This window comes from Bacillus sp. IBL03825, from assembly GCF_024712505.1.
GTDB lineage: Bacteria > Bacillota > Bacilli > Bacillales > Bacillaceae_G > Bacillus_A > Bacillus_A wiedmannii.
Map to the genome: position 1 here is coordinate 712,553 of NZ_JAMXKE010000001.1, position 25,897 is coordinate 738,449.

Consider the following 25,897-nt stretch of genomic DNA (forward strand, 5'->3'; position numbering starts at 1 on the left):
CTCCCTTATGGTAATGCCACCCGGTGCGTTGGCGAGATTGCTTTTAAGTCATAAGCACGACCGTTTTCATTGAAATAATTTTCGTATGATTTCTCGTATTCAGAGCTTACTTGTTGACGGAGCTTACGCTGTCTCTCTCTGTTTTCAGGACGAATATCAGGAATTGCTGATATTAGGCGCTTCGTATAAATATGTTGCGGATTACTATAAATTTCTGCACTAGTTGCTTCTTCGACGATGCGTCCGCGATACATAACACCGATACGGTCACACATATGACGAATTACACCTAAATCATGACTAATGAATAAGTATGTTAGTCCGAGCTCAGCTTGTAAATCTTGCAAGAAGTTTAATACTTGTGCTTGTACAGAGACATCAAGCGCAGATACTGGCTCATCAGCGATAATAAGCTTAGGTTTTAATGTAAGAGCGCGTGCAATACCAATCCGCTGCCTTTGCCCGCCGGAAAATTCATGTGGATATTTATAAATTGACTCTGGATTTAGACCAACTTTATCAAGATATTCTTGAACCGCTCTACGTTCTTCATCAGGTGAGAGCTTCTCAAAATTTCGAAGAGGCTCAGCAATAATGTCGAGAACACGTTTCTTCGGATTTAATGATGAATAAGGATCTTGGAAAATCATTTGAATATCTTTTCGTTGTTCACGTAGCTCAGAGCGACTTAATTTTGTTAAATCTCTATTATTAAAATGAATGCTACCCTCTGTTGCTTTCGTTAAATGCATAATTGCTTTACCCGTTGTTGATTTGCCACTTCCTGATTCACCAACGATCCCATATGTTTCACCCGGTTGTAATTCAAAACTTACACCATCGACAGCACGCACGTAATCTAATGTGCGGCCGAAGAAGCCACCTTTAATTGGAAAATGTACTTTTAAATCTTCTACTTTAAGCAGTGCCATGAGTTACGTCATCTCCTTTCTTATCTTGGAAGTTGAAATGCTTGTAGCAAGTACAACGTACCCAATGGTCTGGTTTTACTTCATGTAAAATTGGATTTTCCTCGTGTTGATCAGGTCTAATCCATGGAATTCGAGCTTGGAAGCGACAACCTGTGCGAGGAAGCTTCGCTAACGAAGGAACCACCCCTTGAATTACATGCAATTTTTCTTTTTCACCATACGCAGATGGAATGGAGTGTAATAGAGAACGAGTATATGGGTGAAGAGGATTGTTAAAAATCTCTTCAACTTTTCCTGTCTCTACAACTTGTCCAGCGTACATAACGACGATACGATCGGCTGTTTCTGCGACAACACTTAAATCATGAGTAATTAAAATGATGCCCATTTTCGTTTGTTCTTGAATAGATTTTAGTAAGTCTAAAATTTGTGCTTGGATGGTTACGTCAAGAGCCGTTGTTGGCTCATCCGCAATAATGAGTGCTGGGTTACAAGCAATTGCAATTGCGATAACAATTCTTTGTCTCATTCCGCCAGATAATTCGTGTGGGTATTGTTTATATGTAAGTTCTGGTTTTGGAATACCAACTTGATGAAGTAGTTCTAAGGTGCGTTCTTTTTTTTCAACTTTTGAAAGGCTTGTGTGGTAGTCTAAGTTTTCTTCGATTTGTTTTCCAACTGTCATGAGAGGATCGAGTGCTGTAAGAGGTTCTTGGAAAATCATACCGATGTTTGATCCGCGTACTTTATTCATCTCTGCGGCTGACATAGTTAGTAAATCCTTATCTCTATAGTTAAGCTGCCCTTGTAATTTTGTATTTGCTTCATTATGCAATCGCATAATAGAAAGGGCAAGTGCACTTTTTCCGCAACCTGATTCACCAACTATCGCGACAATTTCATTTTCATGGACAGTTAACGAAACATCATCTACTGCTGCATGATAGTGATCTTGTATGCGAAAGGAAGTCTGTAAGTTTTCAATGCGAAGAAGTGGATTCTTCATGGCTATCCCTCCATCTTTTCAGAAAAGACTAAATATTTTGTATGTTGTTGTTATTTTAATATAAAATGACAATGTTTGACAAGTATAAGTTGAGAAAATATTCAAAAATCTTTTTATACAAAAATTGAATGCAGTTGTATTAGTAGTTGAAGTGTTTTGAAAACGCTAACATATATGTGAGAGGAAAATAAATCTTTTGTAAGAAAAAAGATTTATATGTAGAAAAAAGAGAGGTGTTCTGGAAAGAACAGTCTCTCTTTTTTTGATAAGAATAATATTAGTACTTAAGCTTGTTTTGGTTTTGCAGATCCTGTTTTTAAAGTAAGAGCAAGGAAGAACATTGCAAGTACACAAGATACAAGTAACAAGATGAATCCGCCATCCCATCCGAATGCATCGACGATAAAGCCCATAGCTGCGCTAGCAAAAGTAGCTCCACCTAGGTAACCGAAGAACCCAGTTAAACCAGCTGCAGTTCCAGCAGCTTTTTTTGGTGCTAAGTCTAGTGCGTGTAGGCCGATTAACATAACAGGTCCATAAATTAAAAATCCAATTGCGACAAGTGCAATACTATCAACCATTGGATTACCAGGAGGATTTAGCCAGTAAACAAGAACGGCGATAAATACACCAACCATAAATAAAATACCAGCAGGTGCGCGGCGCCCTTTAAACAGTTTATCACTCATCCATCCGCAAAGAAGTGTACCTGGAATACCAGCCCATTCGTATAGAGCATAAGCTGTGCGAGAGCTACTATGAGTAAAACTTTTTTCTTCTACTAAATAAGTAGGAGCCCAGTCTACAACGCCGTAACGTACGAAATAAACGAAAACGTTCGCAATAGCGATGTACCATAAAAATTTATTGTTTAGTACGTATGTAAATAAAATTTCTTTTACTGAAAGTTCGCGTTCTCGATCTTTTACTTTTTCATCTGCTGGATATTCTCCAGTATGTTCTTCAATAGAAGGTAATCCACAAGATTGAGGTGTATCTCTCATCGTAATTAATACATAAATACCAACTAAAATTGAAAGAATACCTGGGAAGTAAAAAATACTATGCCAGTCATTTGCAAAGAAATATAACCCTAATGTTACAAGAGAAGGCATAAGTGCGCCACCGACATTATGAGCGACGTTCCAAATAGACATTTTTGTACCACGTTCACTAATAGAGAACCAGTGAACCATCGTACGACCACAAGGAGGCCAGCCCATACCTTGTACCCATCCATTTAAAAACTGAAGGACAAACATAAGTATAATGCTTGTTGTAATGAAAGAAAATGAGCCGAAAATAATATTAATGATACCTGATAAAAATAGCCCAGCTGCTAAAAAATAGCGAGGATTACAACGGTCGGATACGATACCCATAAGAAATTTACTTAATCCGTAAGCGATAGATACTGCTGAAAGGATAACCCCAAGTTCCCCTTTACTAAAGCCTTGTTCAATTAAGTATGGCATTGCTAGTGAAAAGTTTTTTCGAACAAAGTAGTAACCTGCATAGCCGATGAAGATACCTAAGAATACTTGTAAACGTAATTTACGGTATTCGCTATCAACGCGATCAGCTGGTAAGCGTTCCGCGTGGGGCGCAGGTTTAAATAATTGTGTAAAAAACATAAAATGAAAATCCTCCCCTAATGAATTCGAAATGTTGTAAGTCAGAGAGAATATAAAAAGGCCATGAAATATAAAAAAGTTTCCTTTTTTATGATTCATAGCCGTATACTCCGATTCTCCGTGACTGTCAATATTAACTTCGTCGAAAATTATACAACTTTGTGACAAAAATGTAAACGTTTTTATAAATAAAAAGTGTTGACGGATTTTGTTTGTGGGATTAATATTTAAATACGTTAAATATTTTATTGCTTAAATAAGAGGTGGATAACATGCCAAATGATATGACGCATATCGATAAAATTCAAGCTCTTGCCTTTTCGATTGGAAAGAAAATGCAGACGGAGTTATTAGAACAAATGCAAGCAACAGGACTTACACCACCGCAGTTTTATATTTTAAAGATTTTGGATCATTACGGTGCTTCAAGAGCGACAAAATTAGCAAAAAAGATGTATGTAAAGCCTAGTGCAATTACAGTGATGATTGATCGCCTAATTGACCAAGAGCTTGTAGAACGCTATCACGACAAAGATGACCGTCGTGTTGTCATCATTGAGTTAACAAAAAAGGGGAAAGCTAGAGTAGAAGAGGCAATGACCGCTCGTAATGAGCATATTGCAAAATATTTCTCACATTTAGAATTACAAGAAAGAGAAGATTTGTTACGCCTCTTTGAGAAGTTAGAAACAATTATTTGCGGGACACAAGAGAAAAAAGAGAATAACTAAGAGGAATTGAGGAGATTACATGGAGCAACAAGAAAACATAAATAGAAAGTTGCTGTTAATCGGTTTAATAATCGCGATGCTATTTGCTGCATTAGATGGAACAATCGTTGGTACAGCAATGCCGCGTATCGTCGGTGAACTAGGCGGATTAAGCTTAATGACGTGGTTAACAACAGCTTATATGTTAACATCAACGACAGTTGTACCAATTGCAGGTAAATTAGCGGATTTACTTGGCCGTCGTAACGTATATATTACGGGACTAGTTATCTTTATGGTTGGTTCGGCGTTATGTGGTATGGCAAATGGTATGACAGAATTAATTATTTTCCGTGGTATTCAAGGTCTTGGTGGCGGTATTATGATGCCAATGGCTATGATTATTATCGGAGATATGTTTACGGGAAAAGAACGTGCGAAATGGCAAGGTATTTTTGGTGCGTTATACGGTCTTGCTTCTGTAATTGGACCACAAGTGGGTGGCTGGATTGTAGACGCAGTGAACTGGAGATGGGTATTCTACATTAACTTACCAGTTGGTATTTTAGCAACAATCTTTATTGCAATGGGATTAAAGTCACATAAACAAACAGGACCGATCAAAATTGATATCGCTGGAATCTTTACGATGATTCTCGGTGTTGTAAGTTTATTACTTGCATTAACGTTTGGCGGAAAAGATTATCCGTGGGATTCTTGGCAAATTATCGGTTTATTTGCATTAGCTCTAATTGGTATTGTTAGCTTTGTTATCGTTGAAACGAAAGCAGAAGAACCAATTTTACCGATGCATTTCTTTAAAAATCGCACGTTTACAATACTGAATGCGATTGGTTTCTTTATGAGTATCGGAATGTTCGGTGCGATTATGTTTGTACCATTCTTCATGCAAGGAATTGTAGGAGTAAGTGCTGCTGAATCAGGAACAATTATGACACCAATGATGATTACAATGATTGTTATGAGTATTATCGGTGGTCAACTTGTATTAAAAGTTGGTGTGAAACCACAAATTATTACAGGGATGCTTATTATGGCTGGTGGTTTCTGGTTATTAACAACGATGGATATGCACACGACTAAACTTACTGCTACTTTTTATATGAGTATTATCGGTTTAGGAATGGGTCTTGTTATGCCGACATTAACATTAGCGTTACAAGAAAGTTTCCCGAAAAAAGATCTTGGAGTCGTAACATCATCAAGTCAGTTCTTCCGTCAAATCGGTGGAACATTTGGTATTACAATTTTAGGGTCAATTATGAACAACACTTCAGGTACAACATTAACAAATAAATTAGTACCTGTATTAGATACGTTCCCGAAAGAAGCGGGACAAATGGTAACGAAATTTAAAGATATGATTCATACAGACCCGCAAGGTTTATATTCGATGCTATTTAGTCCAGAGGCATTAAAACAAATGCCAGAAGCATTCGCTAACAGCATTGTACCGATTTTGAAAAACTCTTTAGTAGACTCACTTCATACTGTATTCCTAACAGGATTAGTATTTATCGTAGTAGGTGCTATCTTTACGATTTTCTTACAGAAGATTAAACTGTCAGATCGTAAAAAAGACGCTGAAGAGCCAGCTGCAGAGGACAAAGAACAAACTGTATCGTATTCGTAATGAAAAAGCATCGCCTTATGGCGGTGCTTTTTTGAGTATAACCTTAAAAGCTTTTTCGTGAGAAATGATTGACGTATTTCTAGAAATACGTTATATTATTTTCTGTAAACGGTTACATGAAATGGAGAGGGAAGAGAATGAGTACGATTAAAGACGTTGCAAAATTAGCGGGAGTATCTGTTGCGACCGTTTCCAGAGTGTTAAATAAAAATGGATATGTTCATGAAGATACATTAAAGAAAGTAGAGCGAGCAATTGAGATGCTAGATTATAAACCTAGTACAGTAGCGCGTTCACTGTATAACAAAAAATCTCGTTTAATTGGCTTAGTTGTTCCAAATATCGTGAATCCGTTCTTTCCAGAAGTTGCACGTGCCGTAGAAGATGTAGCGCATAAGCAAGGATACACAGTTGTCCTTTGTAACTCTGATGAGAGCTTAGAGAAAGAAAAGCAATATATTGATGTACTTAGGCAAAATAATGTGGATGGATTTATTGTAGCAACAAATCCACAAAATAGTGTTAATTACATGAAGTTGTCTGTTCCAGTTGTTGCAATTGACCGTATGTTTAATGAGCGTATTCCTACTGTATATGCAGATAACTATGCAGGGAGTCAGGCAGCGACAAAGTTATTAATAGATAAAGGCTGTAAACATATTGCTCATATTCGCGGACCGCGTGACGTAAGCACGGCTAATGAGCGTTTTGAAGGTTTTGTAGACGTTATTACGCAAAATAATCTTTCTTATATGATTGCAGAGAGTACATTTGATCCAGCTAATAGTGAGCGTGTAGCGGTGGAATTATTAGAAGAATACCCACATATTGATGGAATTGTTGCTGGAAATGATTTAATTGCAATAGGTATTGTAAAGGCTGCACTTCAAAAGGGGATTTCTATTCCGGATAATTTACAAATTATCGGATTCGATGGAATTTCTTTAACAGAAATGATGTATCCATCTATTACAACTGTTGCACAGCCAATTTATGAAATGGGGAAAATTGCAACAGAGCTGTTGTTAGAGCAGATGGAAGGAAACGTATTAGAAGAGAAACACTATCGTTTACCGATTGAAATTATAGAACGAAATACAACGAAGTAAGGAGATGAAACAGATGCCAAATATTGCAGTAGTAGGTAGTATTTCAATGGACTTAGTGGCTGTTTCAAAAAAACGTCCGAAAGCAGGAGAAACAGTAATTGGTGAAGCATTTCATACAATCCCGGGAGGGAAAGGGGCAAACCAAGCGGTTGCTGCAGCTAAATTAGGCGCAAATGTAGCAATGGTTGGAGCAGTTGGAAACGATAATTATGGAACTGTAGTTAGGAGCAATTTAGAGAACGAACGCGTTTTTATCGACTATGTGGTACCGGTTACAGATGCGGCGACAGGAATTGCTCATATCGTTTTAGCAGAAGAGGATAACAGTATTGTTGTCGTGCAAGGGGCGAATGCTCATGTAAATGAGTCGGTTGTAGATCGTTCAAAAGATCTTCTTATAAAAGCAGATATGGTTGTTCTTCAACTAGAGATTCCACTTGAAACAGTAAAATATGTATTGGCTATTTGTGAGGAGCATAATATTCCAGTTATGTTAAATCCAGCGCCAGCACAAGTGTTATCAGAAGATATTTTAAAAAAGGCAACTTATATTACGCCAAATGAACATGAGTGCCGCATCGTATTAGATGATTTCACATCACCAATTGAAGATTTACTGGCTAAATATCCAAATAAACTATTGATGACAGAAGGTTCTAAAGGTGTTCGTTTCCATAATGGTACGGAGATTGTGCATGTTCCTAGCATCGCTGTTGATGTAGTAGATACGACTGGAGCTGGTGATACATTCAATGGTGCATTAGCAGTTGCGCTTTCTGAAGGAGAAACACTTCAAAAAGCAATTCGTTTTGCGAATATTGCTGGTGGCCTTTCTGTAACGAAACTTGGAGCACAGGGCGGTATGCCAACGAGAGATAGAGTACGTGAAGTGCAGGTGATTGTCGGATGAAAAAGCACGGTGTATTAAACAGTGAGATTGCATCAGTCCTTGCTTCACTTGGGCATACAGATACAATTGTAATCGCAGACTGCGGGTTACCAATTCCTCACGGAGTAAAACGAATTGATTTAGCAGTTGAGATTGGAAAACCTAGCTTTTTAGACGTATTGCAAGTGGTAGCTGATGATATGGCAATTGAAAAAGTAACGTTAGCAGAAGAAATCATTAACAATAATGCGGAAGTAAATAAAGAAATCGAGCTGAAATTAATAGGACCAGCATTTGAATATGTATCGCATGAACAATTTAAAGAGCACACGAAGAAAGCGAAGGCGATTATTCGTACAGGAGAGGCTACGCCTTATGCCAATGTAATTTTACATGCAGGCGTGATTTTTTAATAAAGGGAAGTGATGGGAATGCGTATTGAAATGAAAAATATTTCAAAGGCGTTCAATGGTAATCCTGTTTTGAAGAATGCACAGTTTATGATTGAAACAGGGGAAGTCCATGCATTGATGGGGGAAAATGGAGCGGGCAAATCAACGCTTATGAAAATTTTAACAGGTGTATACAAAAAAGATGGTGGAACCATCACGATTGATGGACAAGAACGAACTTTTAAAAATGCGAAAGAAGCTGAAGAGTACGGTATTGCATTTATACATCAAGAATTGAACATATTATCGAATTTAACAGTAGCTGAAAATATGTTTCTCGGTAAAGAGTTAATGTATGGGAAGACAGGTATTTTACGTACGCGTCAAATGAACGCGATTGCGCAGCAGCAACTAGCGGAGTTAGGGTTACATGTAAAAGGTGCTATGTTGGCAGGAGAGTTATCGGTTGGACAACAGCAAATTATCGAAATTGCGAAAGCGTTAATGACAAACGCGAGCGTTATTATTATGGATGAACCGACAGCTGCATTAACAGATCGTGAAATTGAAACGTTGTTTACTGTCATTAATAAATTACGTAAAGAAGGCGTTTCGTTCGTTTATATCTCACACCGAATGGAAGAAATCTTTTCAATATGTGATGCCATTACGATTTTACGTGATGGGGAATACGTAGGAAAGAGATTAATTCCGGAAACATCGTTTGATGAAGTAGTGAGTATGATGGTGGGGCGCAGCATTGGTGAACGTTACCCGGAGCGAAATAGTCAAATTGGTGATGTTATTTTTGAAATGCGTAACGGAACGAAAAAAGGGAAGTTTGAAAATGTTTCGTTTCAAATTAGAAAAGGTGAAATCCTTGGTGTTGCTGGCTTGATGGGAGCTGGCCGTACAGATATTATGAAAGCGATATTTGGATACGAACCTTTAGATTCTGGCCAAATTTTTATTAATGGACAAGAAGTAAAGATTGATAGTCCGATAGATGCGATTAGACAAAGAATAGCTTTCATTACAGAGGATAGAAAATCTGAAGGGTTAGTTTTAGATTTCTCAATCCGAGAAAATTTAGCTTTACCGAATTTAGAAAGTCTTTCAAAGGGAAGTGTCCTTAGTAACGAACTAGAACAACAGTTTACAGCGGATATGATGAAGCTACTTAATGTGAAAGCATCTAGTGGAGAGCAAGCGGTGAAATCTCTTTCTGGTGGAAATCAGCAAAAGATTGTAATCGCGAAATGGCTAGGTATCCACCCGCAGTTACTTATTTTAGATGAGCCAACAAGAGGTGTTGATGTTGGAGCGAAAAAAGAAATTTACTCTATCATGAATAAGCTTACTGAGCAAGGAGATGCCGTTATTATGGTATCATCTGAGCTTCCAGAAGTTTTAGGGATGAGTGATCGTGTTCTTGTTATTCATGAAGGAAAAGTCGGCGGCATTTTAGAGAAAGATGAGGCATCACAAGAGTCTATTATGGCACTAGCTACAGGGGGAGAGTAAGGATGGCTAAGAAGGGGAATGTATTACAACAACTTGGGTCTTTAATTGGACTAGTATTAATTATTGTAGTAATTACAGCTTTAAATCCAGCATTTATTGAAATTCCAAATTTATTTAATATACTGCGTCAAGTATCGATTAATGCGCTTATTGCATTCGGAATGACCTTTGTAATTTTAACAGGGGGTATTGACTTATCGGTAGGTTCTATTTTAGCATTATCAAGTGCACTTGTTGCTGGAATGATGGCAAGTGGCATGGACCCGTTCCTTGCGATGGCAGTTGGATTATTAGCTGGTCTTGTAATGGGAATTGTAAACGGTATCATCATAGCGAAGGGAAAAGTAGCTCCATTTATTGCAACTTTAGCAACAATGACTATTTTTCGTGGGTTGACGCTTGTTTATATGGACGGACGTCCGATCACTGGTCTTGGTGATCATTTAATGTTCCAAATGTTTGGCCGCGGTTATTTTCTTGGTATTCCGGTACCAGCTGTTACAATGATGATCGCTTTCGCAGTACTGTACTTCATTTTGAAGAAAACGACATTTGGTCGCCGTACATTTGCAATTGGTGGAAATGAAGAAGCAGCAGCACTATCAGGTATTAATGTTACGAGAATTAAAGTAATGATTTACGGTCTTTCCGGAATTTTGGCAGCGCTTGCAGGTATTGTCTTAACATCAAGACTAGATTCTGCACAGCCAACTGCAGGTACTTCTTACGAATTAGATGCAATTGCAGCAGTTGTATTAGGTGGAACAAGTCTTTCTGGGGGAAGAGGATGGATTGTTGGTACATTCATCGGTGTACTAATTATCGGTGTACTAAATAATGGTTTAAATTTATTAGGTGTATCTTCTTTCTTCCAACAAGTTGTAAAAGGGCTTGTAATCTTACTAGCTGTATTAATTGATCGTCGAAAAGAAGCGTAATGGAGGGAAAGTTCATGAAGAAATGGTTACTTATACTCGTTGCATGTATTATGGTCATTACTGCTGGTTGTTCAATGGAACCACCAGAATGGGCAAAGGATTCTAGCGATAAAGGTCGAAATAAAACTATTAAAGTTGGATTCTCTGTTTCAACTTTAAATAATCCATTTTTTGTAACTTTGAAAAAGGGTGCAGAAAAGCAAGCGAAAGCAAGCGGTATTGAATTGATTGCTGTTGATGCACAAAATGATGCAGCAAAGCAAACGAACGATGTTGAGGATTTAATTCAAAAAGGTGTCGATGTAGTTGTTATTAATCCGACCGATTCAGATGCTGTTGCTTCAGCAGTAAGTGCGGCAAATGCAGCAAATGTTCCTGTTATTACAGTAGACCGCGTTGCGAATTCAGGTAAGGTTGTTTCTCACATTGCCTCTAATAATATCGAAGGTGGTCAAATGGCCAGTGATTACATTCGTGAATTAGTTGGCGGGGGAGCAAACGTTGCTGAGTTAGAAGGAATCCCTGGGTCTTCTGCTGCTCGTGAACGTGGGAAAGGATTCCATAACGTAGCTGATAAATCTTTAAAAGTAGTTGCCAAACAAGCGGCTGATTTTGATAGAGCAAAAGGATTATCTGTTATGGAAAACATTTTACAAGCAAATGGTGATATTAAAGCTGTGTTTGCGCATAACGACGAGATGGCATTAGGTGCACTTGAAGCATTGAAATCTGCTGGAAAAACGGATGTAGTCGTTGTTGGGTTTGATGCGACAGAAGATGCTGTAAAAGCGGTTAAAGATGGGCGTATGGCTGCAACAGTTGCTCAAAAACCGGAATTAATCGGAGAGAAGGCGATGCAAACAGCAAAAGAGATCACGCAAGGTAAAAAAGTGGACAAATCTATTCCGATTGAATTAGAGCTTATTAAGAAAAATAAATAAATATAAAATGAAAATTAGGAAGGAAGAATAATAAATGAAATTCTTTATTGATACAGCAAACATTAATGAAATTAAAGAGGCAAATGCATTAGGCGTAGTAGCTGGAGTAACGACAAACCCATCACTTGTAGCAAAAGAAGGCGTAGATTTCCACGAGCGTATTCGTGAAATTTGCAGCTTTATAGAAGGACCTGTAAGCGCAGAAGTAATTAGCTTAGAAGCTGATAAAATGATTGAAGAAGGAAAAGAATTAGCGAAAATTGCTCCAAACGTTGTTGTAAAAGTTCCAATGACAACAGAAGGTTTAAAAGCAGTAAAAGCATTCTCTGACTTAGGAATTCGTACAAACGTTACATTAGTATTCTCAGCAGTTCAAGCATTACTTGCAGCTCGTGCTGGTGCAACATACGTTTCACCATTCTTAGGTCGCTTAGACGATATCGGTCATAACGGTATGGACTTAATTCGCCAAATCGCAGAAATCTTTGCAATTCACGGCATTGAAACAGAAATCATTGCAGCATCTGTACGTCACAGTGTTCACGTAACAGAAGCAGCATTAAACGGTTCACATATTGCAACAATCCCAGCAAACGTAATTGCTTCATTAGTGAAACATCCATTAACAGATCAAGGAATTGAGAAATTCTTAGCTGATTGGGAAAAAACACAAGAGAAATAATAGAAAATCGAGAATCCTAGTTTAATTGACTAGGGTTCTTTTTTTATTTAAAAGAATTTTCATGCAATTTTGCATATTGTCTTTTAAATTTGTTATATAAGCTATTTAATATATATCAAATCACTTTTTATTTTTCATATTTCGACATAAAAAGGTAGAGGTTCTGACCAGAAAACTGGAGGGGCATGATTCTATAACAGAAAGCTTAACGTTTATAGAATTATGCCTTTTTATATAGGGAGGGCAGAAAGTAGGGATTTCGATTTAAATGCACTAATTTATCTGAATTTTAAGTTTTATAAAAGGAGAGAAATAGAATGAGAAGAAAAGCGCCATTTAAAGTGCTATCATCTTTAGCAATTGCGGCAATTATCGGATGCACATCTGTAATGAGTACTCCGCTAGCATACGCAGAAACGCCAGCAAAAGAGAAAGATAATGTATCTACAACACCAATTGATTACAATTTAATTCAAGAAGATCGTTTAGCGGAAGCGTTGAAAGAAAGAGGAACAATTAATCCAGCATCTTCTAAAGAAGAGACGAAAAAGGCTGTAGAAAAGTATATTGAAAAGAAACAAGGCGATCAGGCAAATAAAGAAATCCTACCAGCGGATACTGCTAAAGAGGCATCTGATTTTGTGAAAAAAGTAAAAGAGAAAAAAATGGAAGAAAAGGAAAAGGTAAAAAAACCTGAAAAAAATGTTAGCCCTGAGCAAAAGCCAGAACCAAATAAAAAACAATTGAATGGGCAAGTCCCAACTTCTAAAGCAAAGCAAGCGCCATATAAAGGGGCAGTTCGAACTGATAAAGTATTAGTATTACTCGTTGAATTTAGTGATTATAAACATAATAATATTGATCAAACACCAGGGTATATGTATTCGAATGACTTTAGTAGAGAGCATTATCAAAAAATGTTATTTGGTAATGAACCGTACACATTATTTGATGGTTCGAAAGTAAAAACATTTAAACAATATTATGAAGAGCAATCAGGCGGAAGTTATAAGACGGATGGATATGTAACGGAATGGCTAACTGTTCCAGGAAAAGCGTCTGACTACGGTGCTGATGGTAGTAGTGGTCACGATAATAAAGGGCCAAAAGGCGCACGTGATTTAGTGAAAGAAGCTTTACATGCAGCTGCTGAGAAAGGGCTAGATTTATCTCAATTTGATCAATTTGATAGATATGATACAAATGGTGATGGAAATCAAAATGAACCTGATGGTGTAATTGATCATTTAATGGTAATCCATGCTGGCGTTGGTCAAGAAGCTGGTGGCGGTAAATTAGGTGATGATGCAATTTGGTCACATCGTTCAAAATTAGCAATAGATCCAGTAGCGGTTGAAGGTACAAAATCAAAGGTAGATTACTTTGGTGGAAAAGTAGCGGCGCATGATTATACAATTGAACCAGAGGATGGAGCAGTAGGTGTATTTGCGCATGAATTTGGACATGATCTTGGCTTACCTGATGAATATGACACGAAATATACTGGAACTGGTTCACCTGTCGAAGCGTGGTCATTAATGAGTGGAGGTAGTTGGACAGGGAAAATTGCAGGAACAGAGCCAACTAGTTTCTCACCACAAAATAAAGACTTCTTACAAAAGAATATGGGTGGCAACTGGGCAAAAATTTTAGAAGTAGATTACGATAAAATTAAGCGTGGAGTAGGAGTTCCTACATATATTGATCAAAGTGTTACAAAATCCAATCGTCCAGGCGTTGTACGTGTTAACTTACCAGGTAAAAGTGTTGAAACGATTAAACCGGAGTTTGGAAAGCATGCATATTATAGTACAAGAGGCGATGATATGCATACAACATTAGAAACACCATTCATTGATTTAACAAAAGGAACAAATGCAAAATTCGATTATAAAGCAAATTATGAGTTAGAAGCAGAGTGTGATTTTGTTGAAGTACATGCAGTAACAGAAGATGGAACGAAAACATTAATTGAGAGACTTGGAGAAAAAGTAGTCCAAGAAGATAAAGATACAACAGATGGGAAATGGATGGATAAATCATATGATTTAAGTCAATTTAAAGGGAAAAAGGTGAAACTGCAATTCGATTATATTACAGATCCTGCTGTAACATATAAAGGTTTTGCGATGGATAATGTAAATGTAACTGTTGATGGACAAGTTGTATTTTCTGATGATACAGAAGGACAGGCTAAAATGAATGTAAATGGTTTTGTTGTTTCTGATGGAACAGAGAAGAAAGCTCATTATTACTACCTAGAGTGGAGAAACTATGCGGGGTCAGATAACGGATTAAAAGCAGGAAAAGGTCCAGTGTATAATACAGGTCTTGTCGTTTGGTATGCAGATGATAGCTTTAAAGATAACTGGGTTGGGGTGCATCCAGGTGAAGGCTTCCTTGGTGTTGTAGACTCTCATCCAGAAGCACTTGTTGGTAATTTAAACGGGAAACCAGCGTATGGTAATACAGGCATGCAAATTGCAGACGCTGCATTTTCATTTGATCAAACACCAGCATGGAGTGTAAATTCATTAACACGTGGACAGTTTAACTATTCTGGATTACAAGGTGTTACAACTTTTGATGATTCAAAAGTATATAGTAATAAACAAATTGCAGACGCAGGAAGAAAAGTTCCAAACCTTGGACTTAAATTCCAAGTTGTTGGACAGGCAGACGATAAATCGGCAGGCGCTGTTTGGATTAAACGTTAATAATATAAAAGCACATTCTTCCTATGGAGAATGTGCTTTTTAATTTGTACAGTAAGTTATTATTTTAGCCTATGTAATACAAGTTTCTGTTCATATGTAGTGTATCAAATTATGTGGGGATAGGAAATATTTCCGAGGAAATTGTCGAAGTATCATCGGTATTTATACACTTTTTTTGTAAAAGGAGAAATGTAGTATTGTCTTTATACATAAGTTTATTTACAGTATTACTTGTTTATATACAAAAGTAATATAGATTAGGCGAAAAAAGACAATGATGGAATTATCCCATCATTGTCTTTTTTACTTTGCTTTTTGCTTTACTTTTTATTTTGCTTCTTACATAAATCATTCCAGCGAATGTTAATAAGAATGCAGTTCCGATAACGAAGCTGACGCTAGGGGATGCCCCGATTACACCAACTGTAAAGGATCCAGCAACAACTCCTAATGAGAAGAAAGCATAAAACAATCCGAATGCTTTTCCGCGCTTATTATCTGTCGTATTTTCAACAAGTAATGCATTTATCGATGGGAAAAGGATAGCAAATCCAATGCCATAAATCATCATAACGATAAAGAGCATACCTTTTGTTGCGAATAATCCAAGTAATGATAACGCAAATGCCATTACTGCAATACCAATTAGCATGAGTTTTGAACGATTAAATCGATCATAAATACGGTTTGTTGGCAGCAAGAAGAAGAGGATAGCGGTAATGCCGAATACACTTAACATCATGCCTGTTGTAGATGCTTTAAGTGCTAATGCCTCAACTTTCACTGGTAGCATATACGTGACAATTCCTTGTGAAAACATTAGCGTGAAAGCACCAATATATGCTTGCAATAACGGTTCTGATTTCAATAGTTCAATCATATCTTCTTTGTTCATCATTTGTGTTCTTGAAGTATCTTTTCTTGATACGTTATTTGGTAAGAAGAATAGAGATACGATTGTACCAAGGACCATTAAAATAGAAATGGTAATGAACACCCACTCTATACCAGCAGTTGCTTTCATAATTCCACTGAAAGCAGGTCCTACAATTGCCGCTGTTCCAACAGCAGCACCAGATAGAGCCATTGCCTTACCTTGTCTTGCTGAACTTGTTTGTTTTGATAAAAACGTAAAGGCAGCAGGAATTAAAAATCCGTCACTAAAGCCGTGCATAAAGCGCACAACTAATAGTTGTTCACCACTTTGAACAACGGTGTATAACAAGACTATGAAACTCGTAAGTCCCATGCTTATATAAAGTATTTTTTTTGCACCAAATTTATCGACAGCAGCGCCAGCAATAATATTACCGATCATATTAGCGAATGAGTACATACCGACAACTAGCCCAATAATAAGAGGAGATCCTCCAAGACTTTGAGCGAACGTACTCATAATAGGTAATTGTGAAAATGTATCTAGAAACGCTACGATAACAATAAAGTAAATAAAATATTTCAAGCGATATTCACCTCTCCTCTGCTATTATGGCATAATGCTAATTTCAACCGCAATGAAATTAGCATTAACAGATGTGGAAAAAAGTACAAAGTGACAAAATATTGAACGTTATTTGTTAAAATTTAGTGGAAATGATATTGTTTTTTTGAAATATATGGATAGAAGTATTATAATAGATTTGTAAACTTCACCATGTTAAGTATATACGTAGAGAGGGATGTATAAAATGAAAGCATTACTTTGGCATAATCAACGCGATGTACGAGTAGAAGAAGTACCAGAACCAACTGTAAGACCAGGAGCAGTTAAGATTAAAGTGAAATGGTGTGGTATCTGCGGAACAGACTTGCATGAATATTTAGCAGGACCTATTTTTATTCCAACAGAAGAGCACCCATTAACACACATAAAAGCACCGGTTATTTTAGGTCATGAGTTTAGTGGTGAGGTAGTTGAAATCGGTGAAGGCGTTACTTCTCATAAAGTGGGAGATCGCGTCGTTGTAGAACCAATTTATTCTTGTGGTAAATGTGAAGCTTGTAAACATGGACATTACAATGTTTGTGAACAACTTGTTTTCCACGGTCTTGGCGGAGACGGCGGCGGTTTCTCTGAATATACAGTAGTACCAGAAGATATGGTCCACCATATTCCTGATGAAATGACGTATGAACAAGGTGCACTTGTAGAACCAGCAGCGGTAGCAGTTCATGCAGTACGTCAAAGTAAATTAAAAGAAGGGGAAGCTGTAGCAGTATTTGGTTGTGGTCCAATTGGACTTCTTGTCATTCAAGCAGCTAAAGCAGCAGGAGCAACTCCTGTTATTGCAGTAGAACTTTCTAAAGAACGTCAAGAGTTAGCAAAATTAGCAGGTGCGGATTATGTATTAAATCCAGCTACTCAAGATGTACTAGCAGAAATTCGTAACTTAACAAATGGTTTAGGTGTAAATATGAGCTTTGAAGTAACAGGTGTCGAAGTAGTACTTCGTCAAGCGATTGAAAGTACAAGCTTTGAAGGACAAACTGTAATTGTTAGTGTGTGGGAAAAAGATGCGACAATTACGCCAAACAACCTTGTACTAAAAGAAAAAGAAGTTATCGGTATTCTTGGATACCGTCATATCTTCCCAGCTGTTATTAAATTAATTAGCTCTGGCCAAATTCAAGCAGAGAAATTAATTACGAAAAAAATCACAGTAGATCAAGTTGTTGAAGAAGGATTTGAAGCACTTGTAAAAGATAAAACACAAGTGAAAATTCTTGTTTCACCTAAATAATAGAGAATAGTAAAAAGTAGCCCTTTTCTAGAAATAGAAGAGGGCTACTTTTTTTCTATACAGAAAGGTGATAGACTTTCCTTTAACTACAGGTATTTTGTTTGGAAGGGGTAGTCTAATGCTTTCATTTATGTTGACATTGAAACGAATGCTAAAAGCTTGTTTACGAGCATGGAAAGATAAAGAATTTCAAGTATTATTCGTATTAACATTTTTAACATTAACATCTGGTACAATTTTTTATAGTACAGTTGAAGGATTACGTCCTCTTGACGCTTTATATTTTAGTGTGGTCACGTTGACGACTGTCGGTGATGGGGATTTTAGTCCGCAAACTGATTTCGGAAAGATATTTACAATCTTATACATATTTATTGGGATTGGATTAGTGTTTGGATTTATTCATAAGTTGGCAGTTAATGTACAACTGCCAAGTATATTATCGAATAGAAAAAAAGAGTAAAGCATGTGGATGCTTTACTCTTTTAAACGTATACAACTAATTTTATTAATAAAACTTTCAATTATTAATAGTTATCATAGCTCCAAGATTTTATTTACTATCTGTTGGAGCACTTTATCTGCGGTATTTCGAAAAAGCTCTGTTGAAAATTCTTTACATCTTTTTTTAATAGTTGATTCAAAAAGATCTCTATCTTCCGCCTTGCTAGCATGAAGAGCTTCAATACTGGCTTCTTTTACATCAGAATCAATTTTAATAGCTTCTATTACTTTTTCCAACTCTGAACCAAGTTCTTTCCAGTCATAGTTATCTACTTTATTAGTTTTAAGGTTATTATTATTACCAAAATTTGCTCCATTTATTGAAGAATCTTTAATATCTCGAATCTTCACGGAATTATCTTCATTTCTCTTATTAAAACTATCTTTATTATGAGAGTTCACATTGGCTCCCTCTTGAATAGTAGTATCAATAACATTGTTGTCTCCATTTACTTTGTAATCATTTCCATAAACTATTTTCTGCTCTTCTATCTTTACTATATATTCCATATTTTTATTATTAAAAGAATTTTCTACAATAGACTTAGCTTTTTCTAGAAAAGACTTATCTGAAAAGTAAATTCGATAGTACTGACCTGAGTTCATTTGAAAATTCAAATATAAATTATTACTTAAATATGATTTATAAACCGACCAAATATATAGCCCTGATCCAATCCCTCCAATAAATCCAACCGATGGAATTTGGAACATAAAGAAGCAAGATATTAAAAAGATAACTATTGCAAGATAAGGGATTCTTAATTTCTTTTTACCCGCGTATACAACTGCTATATTACTTAAATGTAAAGTAATATCATTAAACTTCAAAATATTATCCTTAATCATAATCGTCTCAGTGACTATTTCTTTATCATCTGAAGCAATTAAATTTGAAAAACTTTTCTCCATATTAATTCACTCTCTCCTAAAATAGTACTTCTGTCTCTAATAGTAAAAAACTGCTAAAATAAAACTATGTATATTAATATTAAAATATAAATAGTTTTATTTCAATATCCTAATATGTGTTTTTTGAATTATATATATCTATGCTAAAAATGAAGCAATACTTACTTCTTGATAAAAAATGAATCATAGGAAAAGTGAAGATTCTTCAATACAGAAAAGTGATAGACTTTCCTTTAACTACAGGTATTTTGTTTGGAAGGAGAAGTCTAATGCTTTCATTTATGTTGACATTAAAGCGGATGTTAAAAGCTTGTTTACGAGCGTGGAAAGATAAAGAATTTCAAGTGTTATTCGTATTAACAATTTTGACCTTAACATCTGGTACAATTTTTTATAGTACAGTTGAAGGATTACGTCCTCTTGACGCTTTATATTTTAGTGTGGTCACGTTGACGACTGTCGGTGATGGGGATTTTAGTCCGCAAACTGATTTCGGAAAGATATTTACAATCTTATACATATTTATTGGGATTGGATTAGTGTTTGGATTTATTCATAAGTTGGCAGTTAATGTACAACTGCCAAGTATATTATCGAATAGAAAAAAAGAGTAAAGCATGTGAATGCTTTACTCTTTTTTTACATTAGTTTTGACAATCATTCGTAGTAGCTTAACAATACTTTATTACAATATAAGTGCATTCATTCATTATATTCACTATGTATAAAGTTATAATGATATGAAAATTTGCATATTTTAATTTATTGATAGAAATTTCATGAAAGGTGGGATATTCTAGTCATAGGTTAACCGGACGACATCTTAGGATCCTAACAAAAAGTTTACAATAATTCAATTATAAAATGGAGGATTTCAGATGAAAAAGAAAGTACTTGCTTTAGCAGCAGCTATTACATTAGTAGCGCCATTACAAAGTGTTGCATTTGCACATGAAAATGATGGGGGAAGTAAAATAAAAATAGTTCACCGCTGGTCTGCTGAAGATAAGCATAAAGAAGGCGTAAACTCTCATTTATGGATTGTAAACCGTGCCATTGATATTATGTCTCGCAATACAACACTTGTAAAACAAGATCGAGTTGCACAATTAAATGAATGGCGTACAGAGTTAGAGAACGGTATTTACGCTGCTGACTATGAAAATCCTTATTATGATAATAGCACATTTGCTTCACATTTCTATGATCCAGACAATGGAAAAACATATATTCCATTTGCAAAGCAGGCAAAAGAAACTGGGGCTAAATATTTTAAATTAGCTGGTGAGTCATACAAAAATAAAGATATGAAACAAGCATTCTTCTATTTAGGATTATCTCTTCATTATTTAGGAGATGTAAACCAACCGATGCATGCGGCAAACTTTACAAATCTTTCATACCCACAAGGATTCCATTCTAAATATGAAAACTTTGTAGATATGATAAAAGATAATTATAAAGTAACGGATGGAAATGGATATTGGAACTGGAAAGGTACAAATCCAGAAGAGTGGATTCATGGAGCGGCAGTAGCAGCGAAACAAGATTACTCTGGAATTGTAAATGATAATACGAAAGATTGGTTCGTAAAAGCAGCTGTATCACAAGAATATGCAGATAAATGGCGCGCTGAAGTTACACCAATGACAGGTAAGCGATTAATGGATGCACAACGTGTTACTGCCGGATACATTCAGCTTTGGTTTGATACGTACGGAGATCGTTAAGTATTTAAAAAAAGGTCAAATCTCATAATAGAGTATTTGGCCTTTTTATCACTATACACATGGAGGTATGAAACGTGAAAGGTAATTTGCTAAAAGGTGTACTTAGCTTTGGAATTGGTTTAGGAGTTTTATACGGAGGATCTTCAGCTCAGGCAGAGATGTCTACAGATCAAAATAACACTTTGAAAGTGATGACGCATAACGTGTACATGCTATCAACAAACTTATATCCGAACTGGGGACAAAGCGAGCGTGCTGATTTAATTGGGGCAGCGGATTATATTAAGAATCAGGATGTAGTTATATTAAATGAAGTGTTTGATAATAGCGCATCAGATCGTTTGTTAGGGAATTTGAAGAAAGAATATCCAAATCAAACAGCGGTATTAGGCCGTAGTAACGGAAACGAATGGGATAAAACGTTAGGTAGCTATTCATCTTCAACTCCTGAAGATGGGGGAGTTGCAATCGTGAGCAAATGGCCGATCGTTGAAAAGGTTCAATATGTATTTGCAAAAGGATGCGGGCCAGATAATTTATCGAATAAAGGATTTGTATACACGAAAATTAAGAAAAATGATCGTTTCGTTCATGTAATTGGGACGCATTTGCAGGCTGAAGATAGTATGTGCGGAAAAACTTCACCTGCATCTGTACGTACAAATCAGTTAAAAGAAATTCAAGATTTTATAAAAAATAAGAATATACCAAATAACGAGTACGTTCTATTTGGTGGTGATATGAACGTGAACAAAATAAATGCAGAGAACAATAGTGATTCAGAGTACGCATCCATGTTCAAAACATTGCACGCTTCTATTCCATCTTATACAGGACATACAGCAACTTGGGATGCGACGACAAACAGTATTGCGAAATATAATTTCCCTGATAGCCCTGCTGAACATTTAGATTATATTATTGCAAGTAAAGATCATGCGAATCCATCATTTATAGAGAATAAAGTATTACAACCGAAATCTCCACAGTGGACTGTTACATCATGGCTCAAAAAATATACGTATGATGATTATTCTGATCATTATCCAGTAGAGGCGACTATTTCTATGAAGTAGTCCTAAAAAAGTTTCTTCTTAAATAGGAAGAAACTTTTTTATTTTGTAAGAGGAAATTTAAACTTTCTTTCCAATATGTATAAGACATATAGAGAAGAGGAGAGAAAAAATGTGGATAGAGGAATTTTTAAAGAAGTTCCATTACCGTGTGCATTTTTGGATGAGGTGGCTTTAGATAGAAATATTCAATCGATTATAGAATTAAGTGGAAATAAGAAGATTCGTATAGCGAGTAAATCGTTACGTTCTGTTCCGGTTATGCGAAAGGTTTTAGCTGCAAATGATCGATTTCAAGGTATTATGTGTTTTTCACCTAGGGAGGCTTTGTTTTTAATTGAACAAGGATTCAATGATTTATTGCTCGGATATCCTGCTTATGATGAAAGAGCTTTACATGAAATAAGTTTGCTAACAAAGCAAGGGCTCATTATAACTTGTATGGTGGATTGTGAAGACCATATTGTTTATTTAGAAAAAATTGCTGAGAAATCTAAAGGGTGTTTTCGTGTTTGTTTGGATATTGATATGAGTAGTTATTTTTTTCAATTTCATTTTGGGGTCAAAAGATCACCAGTAAAAGATGTGCAAGGTGCTTTGAAAATAGTAAAAAGGGTGAAAGAATCATCATGTTTAATACTAGATGGTGTAATGGGATATGAAGCCCAGATTGCTGGGGTAGGAGATCACATACCGAATCAGCGAGTGAAAAGTAAAGTAATTTCGTATTTAAAGAAGAAATCGGTTTTAGAAATTAAAGACAGAAGAGGACATATCGTAAAAGAAATACAAAACCTAGGTATTGAACTAAGGTTTATAAATGGGGGAGGCACAGGAAGTATAAAAACAACCGAGAAAGATAATGCGGTTTCGGAGATTACAATAGGTTCTGCTTTTTATGCCCCGAAGCTGTTTGATTATTATAAAGAGGTGCAATTTCATCCAGCTGTCGGATTTGCTTTACCAGTTGTGCGTAAACCAGCCCCATCTATTTACACTTGTCTAGGTGGTGGATATATTGCCTCAGGTGCAATTGGTAAAGATAAAGAACCTGAGATTTGGAGACCAAATGGTGCCAAACTATTAGCTTTAGAAGGCGCTGGCGAAGTGCAAACACCGATTTTTTATAACGGTGAGGAACGAGTAGAGATAGGAGATTCTATCTTGTTTCGCCATAGTAAAGCTGGTGAGTTATGTGAGCGTTTTCCTTTTTTATACCGTGTGAAAGAAGGAGAGATTGTTGGGGAGTATTCAACATATCGGGGGGATGGTCAATGCTTTCTATAAAGGGACAAAAATGGAGAAATTGGACAGGGAATGTAGAAGGAACGCCGCATTATACGATGTATCCAGAAAGTATACAAGATGTAGTAGAAGTTGTAGGGCTTGCTCGAAAAAAAGGGAAGAAAATTCGTGTTGTCGGTTCAGGACACTCATTTACACCTCTTGTGCAAACGGAAGAAATTTTAGTTTCTTTAGATAAATTGAAAGGTATTTTGGATATTGATGCAGAGAAGATGGTTGCCGAAGTATGGGCAGGAACAAAGTTACATGATTTAGGGAAGTTACTTGAAGAAAAAGGTTATGCACAAGAAAATTTAGGGGATATTGATTCACAATCTATTGCAGGAGCGATTAGTACAGGGACTCATGGAACGGGGATTACCTTTGGAAGTTTATCAACACAAGTTATAGAGATTACCGCAGTTTTATCTACAGGTGAGAGTATAGTTTGTTCGGAAACTGAGAATGTGGAATATTGGAGAGCCTTTCAGTTGTCGCTTGGAATGTTAGGTATCATTGTAAAAATAAAATTGAAGGTTATTCCAGCCTATTCACTCGTTTATAAAAGTGAAAAACAGTCATTATCTACGGTAATGAACAAGCTAGAAGAATATAAGAAGAATCGCCATTTTGAATTTTTCGTTTTTCCTTATTCAGATGAAGTGCAAGTAAAATTTACAAACGAAACAACGGGTAAAAAAAGTGACTTGAAATGGCATAAACTAAAGGTAGAGTTGCTTGAAAATAAGATGTTCTCTTTGTTATCTAAAGGATGTAAATGGTTTCCTTCTATAAGTAAAGGAGTAAGTCGATTATCGGCTAAAGCTGTACCGAATACAAAGATAGTTGGTCCGAGTTATGAAGTATTTGCTACATCGCGTGCGGTTCCATTTTATGAAATGGAGTATAGTGTTCCTTCAAAATATATGCGGGCCGTTGTAGAAGAGATTTCAAACCTTATTGAAAAGAAAAAATATAAAGTGCACTTCCCAATTGAATGCCGTTATGTGAAAAGGGATGATATATGGCTCAGTCCAGCGTATGGAAGGGATTCAGCGTATATTGCTGTTCATATGTATAAAGGTATGAAGTATGCTGCTTATTTTGGTGAGGTAGAGAAAATTTTTCTAAAGTATGAAGGACGCCCGCATTGGGGGAAAATGCATACGTTAACGTACGAAAAATTACAAAATATATATCCAGAAATGCATTCGTTTCTAAAGGCGAGGAAGTTACTAGATGAAGCAGAAATATTTTCAAATCCTTACACAGAAAAATTATTTACGATTATGAAAAAAAGCTGACAAAGTATTACTTGTCAGCTTTTTTTAGTATGATCGCATTTCTTGTTTGACTAATACGCTCGTAAAATAGTAATTTATCACGACTAAATACATGTAATAAAACATGAATAATAAATAGACCGTTAATTACAAATTGGAATAATAGTATAACTAGTAATACTAAAGGCTCTGTATGATTTAAGATAGAGCTACTCGAAAGAATATAATTGATTCCGCCTAAAATGAAATAGAATATCCCGTAACGAATGAATAATTCTTTTAGTGTAATACGCTCTGCTTGTCCTTTAATGTAAATCCGAAGCAACGCTTTTCCTATTGTTCTTCCATTCGTAAAGTATGGAATGATAATAAAGTAAATAAAGATTGAACATGTAATGAAAAAGAGTTCGTATACATTTGTGTAAGATTGGACATTAGAAATAAATAGAGAATTTCCTTTATTTTTAATGACAGGCACAACGATAGATAAGAACAGCCAATCAATTTGCATAGCGATAAGACGACGAACGAATCCGACTGGTTTTGTTTCCAAATCAATATGACTATCCAATTCGCTTGTTTTCGGAAGGAAGTACGTAAATATTGGTGCAATGATAAAACCAATTACGCCGCCTAATGTGTTTAAAAATAGATCATCGATATCGAATAAGCGATATGCACAATTGTATATACCGTATAGTCCAGTCACCTGTGTCAGTTCGAAAAATAGTGAAAGACAAAAAGAAATACAAACTGTTTGTAAGAAACTACGTCGGAAATAATAACGTAGATAAACACCGAATGGAACGGTTAATAGAACGTTAAATGCTACTTGTAAAAACGCAGATTCTTTTAATAAATAGAAATAAGTAGTTGGTTTCGCTAAAATTGCCGATGTATGATTACTAATCTCTTGTATGAAATAAAATGGTGAGAGTTGCATGTGCTGTGTATTAGCCGGTTGTAGGCTACAAGTATCATACGTTTGTGGTAACGGCAAAATAACAAGAAAATAGGCATTTAATAAATAGAGTAGTAATGAATACAAAATAAATGAGCGCCATTTATTTAAATAACCGTATTTTCGATAATTAAATATTAAAAATGGGATTAACAGAAACATTGCTAAAATAGGAAATAAAATAAATGCTGTTTTTACTGGAAATAAATATGCAGTCAAAATGAAGCTCCTTTCAATGAAAATTCGTTTATCATTATAACGTTAAAAGAACTTTAAAACAA

Annotated in this window: 23 protein-coding genes; 17 read left to right on the forward strand and 6 right to left on the reverse strand. The window is 35.9% G+C overall.

What is annotated here, in order from left to right:
• Positions 1–5: 5 nt before the first annotated feature.
• From NHG49_RS03670 to glpT, 3 genes are all read right to left on the reverse strand, one after another.
• Positions 6–932, reverse strand: a complete 927-nt coding sequence (locus tag NHG49_RS03670; RefSeq protein ID WP_001196372.1) for an ABC transporter ATP-binding protein — start codon at positions 930–932, stop codon at positions 6–8.
• Positions 919–1,938, reverse strand: a complete 1,020-nt coding sequence (locus tag NHG49_RS03675) for an ABC transporter ATP-binding protein (RefSeq protein WP_098110872.1) — start codon at positions 1,936–1,938, stop codon at positions 919–921. Before NHG49_RS03675 ends, NHG49_RS03670 begins: the two co-directional genes overlap by 14 nt.
• A 284-nt stretch (positions 1,939–2,222) precedes the next feature.
• Positions 2,223–3,572, reverse strand: a complete 1,350-nt coding sequence (gene glpT, locus NHG49_RS03680; RefSeq protein ID WP_048562905.1) for a glycerol-3-phosphate transporter — start codon at positions 3,570–3,572, stop codon at positions 2,223–2,225.
• 272 nt (positions 3,573–3,844) lie between these two features.
• On the opposite strand from glpT, the gene NHG49_RS03685 reads away from it, so the two are divergent.
• The 10 genes from NHG49_RS03685 (at position 3,845) to inhA2 (ending at position 15,128) form a co-directional block, all read left to right on the forward strand.
• Positions 3,845–4,303: a MarR family winged helix-turn-helix transcriptional regulator gene (locus NHG49_RS03685; protein WP_001132358.1), complete on the forward strand. Its 459-nt coding sequence runs from the start codon at positions 3,845–3,847 to the stop codon at positions 4,301–4,303.
• A 19-nt stretch (positions 4,304–4,322) separates the two neighbouring features.
• A complete protein-coding gene (locus NHG49_RS03690; protein WP_064477078.1) occupies positions 4,323–5,936 on the forward strand; it encodes an MDR family MFS transporter in 1,614 nt (537 codons plus the stop codon).
• Positions 5,937–6,073: 137 nt separating this feature from the next.
• Complete coding sequence (gene rbsR / locus NHG49_RS03695) at positions 6,074–7,045, forward strand: ribose operon transcriptional repressor RbsR (protein WP_000104028.1); 972 nt, start codon at positions 6,074–6,076, stop codon at positions 7,043–7,045.
• A 13-nt stretch (positions 7,046–7,058) separates the two neighbouring features.
• Entirely contained in the window at positions 7,059–7,955 is an 897-nt protein-coding gene (gene rbsK, locus NHG49_RS03700; protein ID WP_258125567.1) for a ribokinase, read from the forward strand.
• Positions 7,952–8,347 carry a D-ribose pyranase gene (gene rbsD / locus NHG49_RS03705; protein WP_098103201.1) on the forward strand — a complete coding sequence of 132 codons (396 nt, stop codon included), beginning with the start codon at positions 7,952–7,954 and terminating at the stop codon, positions 8,345–8,347. Before rbsK ends, rbsD begins: the two co-directional genes overlap by 4 nt.
• An 18-nt stretch (positions 8,348–8,365) precedes the next feature.
• Complete coding sequence (rbsA, locus tag NHG49_RS03710) at positions 8,366–9,850, forward strand: ribose ABC transporter ATP-binding protein RbsA (RefSeq protein WP_064477164.1); 1,485 nt, start codon at positions 8,366–8,368, stop codon at positions 9,848–9,850.
• Positions 9,851–9,852: 2 nt separating this feature from the next.
• On the forward strand, positions 9,853–10,788 hold the full coding sequence (locus tag NHG49_RS03715; RefSeq protein WP_001074641.1) for an ABC transporter permease subunit: 936 nt from the start codon (positions 9,853–9,855) through the stop codon (positions 10,786–10,788).
• A gap of 14 nt (positions 10,789–10,802) precedes the next feature.
• A complete protein-coding gene (rbsB, locus tag NHG49_RS03720) occupies positions 10,803–11,729 on the forward strand; it encodes a ribose ABC transporter substrate-binding protein RbsB (protein WP_064477075.1) in 927 nt (308 codons plus the stop codon).
• Positions 11,730–11,763: 34 nt separating this feature from the next.
• Positions 11,764–12,411 (forward strand): fructose-6-phosphate aldolase, encoded by a 648-nt coding sequence (gene fsa / locus NHG49_RS03725; RefSeq protein WP_000667669.1) that lies wholly within the window; start codon positions 11,764–11,766, stop codon positions 12,409–12,411.
• Between the two features lie 317 nt (positions 12,412–12,728).
• Positions 12,729–15,128 (forward strand): M6 family metalloprotease immune inhibitor InhA2, encoded by a 2,400-nt coding sequence (gene inhA2, locus NHG49_RS03730; RefSeq protein ID WP_258125568.1) that lies wholly within the window; start codon positions 12,729–12,731, stop codon positions 15,126–15,128.
• Between the two features lie 283 nt (positions 15,129–15,411).
• Here inhA2 and NHG49_RS03735 read toward each other — a convergent pair whose 3' ends face one another.
• A complete protein-coding gene (locus NHG49_RS03735) occupies positions 15,412–16,590 on the reverse strand; it encodes an MFS transporter (RefSeq protein ID WP_064477073.1) in 1,179 nt (392 codons plus the stop codon).
• 226 nt (positions 16,591–16,816) lie between these two features.
• Here NHG49_RS03735 and bdhA point away from each other — a divergent pair, with 226 nt between their 5' ends.
• Both bdhA and NHG49_RS03745 read left to right on the forward strand, forming a co-directional pair.
• Positions 16,817–17,869, forward strand: a complete 1,053-nt coding sequence (bdhA, locus tag NHG49_RS03740) for a (R,R)-butanediol dehydrogenase (RefSeq protein WP_258125569.1) — start codon at positions 16,817–16,819, stop codon at positions 17,867–17,869.
• A 118-nt stretch (positions 17,870–17,987) separates the two neighbouring features.
• Positions 17,988–18,332, forward strand: a complete 345-nt coding sequence (locus tag NHG49_RS03745; protein WP_000948235.1) for a potassium channel family protein — start codon at positions 17,988–17,990, stop codon at positions 18,330–18,332.
• 74 nt (positions 18,333–18,406) lie between these two features.
• On the opposite strand, the gene NHG49_RS03750 is transcribed toward NHG49_RS03745, so the two are convergent.
• Complete coding sequence (locus NHG49_RS03750; protein ID WP_149174060.1) at positions 18,407–19,285, reverse strand: hypothetical protein; 879 nt, start codon at positions 19,283–19,285, stop codon at positions 18,407–18,409.
• Between the two features lie 269 nt (positions 19,286–19,554).
• Here NHG49_RS03750 and NHG49_RS03755 point away from each other — a divergent pair, with 269 nt between their 5' ends.
• The 5 genes from NHG49_RS03755 (at position 19,555) to NHG49_RS03775 (ending at position 24,676) form a co-directional block, all read left to right on the forward strand.
• Positions 19,555–19,899 (forward strand): potassium channel family protein, encoded by a 345-nt coding sequence (locus NHG49_RS03755; RefSeq protein ID WP_098102286.1) that lies wholly within the window; start codon positions 19,555–19,557, stop codon positions 19,897–19,899.
• 264 nt (positions 19,900–20,163) lie between these two features.
• The gene (gene cerA, locus NHG49_RS03760) at positions 20,164–21,015 is read left to right on the forward strand and encodes a phospholipase CerA (RefSeq protein WP_258125570.1); all 852 of its coding nucleotides are present in this window, start codon (positions 20,164–20,166) and stop codon (positions 21,013–21,015) included.
• Between the two features lie 74 nt (positions 21,016–21,089).
• Positions 21,090–22,091 carry a sphingomyelinase C gene (gene sph / locus NHG49_RS03765; protein WP_098537750.1) on the forward strand — a complete coding sequence of 334 codons (1,002 nt, stop codon included), beginning with the start codon at positions 21,090–21,092 and terminating at the stop codon, positions 22,089–22,091.
• Between the two features lie 111 nt (positions 22,092–22,202).
• Positions 22,203–23,375 carry an amino acid deaminase/aldolase gene (locus NHG49_RS03770; protein ID WP_098102284.1) on the forward strand — a complete coding sequence of 391 codons (1,173 nt, stop codon included), beginning with the start codon at positions 22,203–22,205 and terminating at the stop codon, positions 23,373–23,375.
• Entirely contained in the window at positions 23,363–24,676 is a 1,314-nt protein-coding gene (locus NHG49_RS03775) for a D-arabinono-1,4-lactone oxidase (RefSeq protein ID WP_064477070.1), read from the forward strand. Before NHG49_RS03770 ends, NHG49_RS03775 begins: the two co-directional genes overlap by 13 nt.
• Before the next feature lie 7 nt (positions 24,677–24,683).
• Here the strand turns inward: NHG49_RS03775 and NHG49_RS03780 are convergent, their stop codons facing one another.
• Entirely contained in the window at positions 24,684–25,835 is a 1,152-nt protein-coding gene (locus NHG49_RS03780; RefSeq protein WP_064477069.1) for a VanZ family protein, read from the reverse strand.
• Positions 25,836–25,897 lie beyond the last annotated feature (62 nt).

What these genes read in the sequence shown, in the direction of transcription:
- NHG49_RS03745 (WP_000948235.1), top strand. Translation starts at nt 17,988, where the DNA reads ATGCTTTCATTTATGTTGACATTGAAACGAATGCTAAAAGCTTGTTTA.
- NHG49_RS03750 (WP_149174060.1), bottom strand. Translation starts at nt 19,285, where the DNA reads ATGGAGAAAAGTTTTTCAAATTTAATTGCTTCAGATGATAAAGAAATA.
- NHG49_RS03670 (WP_001196372.1), bottom strand. Translation starts at nt 932, where the DNA reads ATGGCACTGCTTAAAGTAGAAGATTTAAAAGTACATTTTCCAATTAAA.
- NHG49_RS03715 (WP_001074641.1), top strand. Translation starts at nt 9,853, where the DNA reads ATGGCTAAGAAGGGGAATGTATTACAACAACTTGGGTCTTTAATTGGA.
- rbsR (WP_000104028.1), top strand. Translation starts at nt 6,074, where the DNA reads ATGAGTACGATTAAAGACGTTGCAAAATTAGCGGGAGTATCTGTTGCG.
- NHG49_RS03685 (WP_001132358.1), top strand. Translation starts at nt 3,845, where the DNA reads ATGCCAAATGATATGACGCATATCGATAAAATTCAAGCTCTTGCCTTT.
- NHG49_RS03755 (WP_098102286.1), top strand. Translation starts at nt 19,555, where the DNA reads ATGCTTTCATTTATGTTGACATTAAAGCGGATGTTAAAAGCTTGTTTA.
- inhA2 (WP_258125568.1), top strand. Translation starts at nt 12,729, where the DNA reads ATGAGAAGAAAAGCGCCATTTAAAGTGCTATCATCTTTAGCAATTGCG.
- NHG49_RS03690 (WP_064477078.1), top strand. Translation starts at nt 4,323, where the DNA reads ATGGAGCAACAAGAAAACATAAATAGAAAGTTGCTGTTAATCGGTTTA.
- rbsK (WP_258125567.1), top strand. Translation starts at nt 7,059, where the DNA reads ATGCCAAATATTGCAGTAGTAGGTAGTATTTCAATGGACTTAGTGGCT.
- NHG49_RS03775 (WP_064477070.1), top strand. Translation starts at nt 23,363, where the DNA reads ATGCTTTCTATAAAGGGACAAAAATGGAGAAATTGGACAGGGAATGTA.
- rbsD (WP_098103201.1), top strand. Translation starts at nt 7,952, where the DNA reads ATGAAAAAGCACGGTGTATTAAACAGTGAGATTGCATCAGTCCTTGCT.
- rbsA (WP_064477164.1), top strand. Translation starts at nt 8,366, where the DNA reads ATGCGTATTGAAATGAAAAATATTTCAAAGGCGTTCAATGGTAATCCT.
- fsa (WP_000667669.1), top strand. Translation starts at nt 11,764, where the DNA reads ATGAAATTCTTTATTGATACAGCAAACATTAATGAAATTAAAGAGGCA.
- glpT (WP_048562905.1), bottom strand. Translation starts at nt 3,572, where the DNA reads ATGTTTTTTACACAATTATTTAAACCTGCGCCCCACGCGGAACGCTTA.
- bdhA (WP_258125569.1), top strand. Translation starts at nt 16,817, where the DNA reads ATGAAAGCATTACTTTGGCATAATCAACGCGATGTACGAGTAGAAGAA.
- cerA (WP_258125570.1), top strand. Translation starts at nt 20,164, where the DNA reads ATGAAAAAGAAAGTACTTGCTTTAGCAGCAGCTATTACATTAGTAGCG.
- rbsB (WP_064477075.1), top strand. Translation starts at nt 10,803, where the DNA reads ATGAAGAAATGGTTACTTATACTCGTTGCATGTATTATGGTCATTACT.
- NHG49_RS03675 (WP_098110872.1), bottom strand. Translation starts at nt 1,938, where the DNA reads ATGAAGAATCCACTTCTTCGCATTGAAAACTTACAGACTTCCTTTCGC.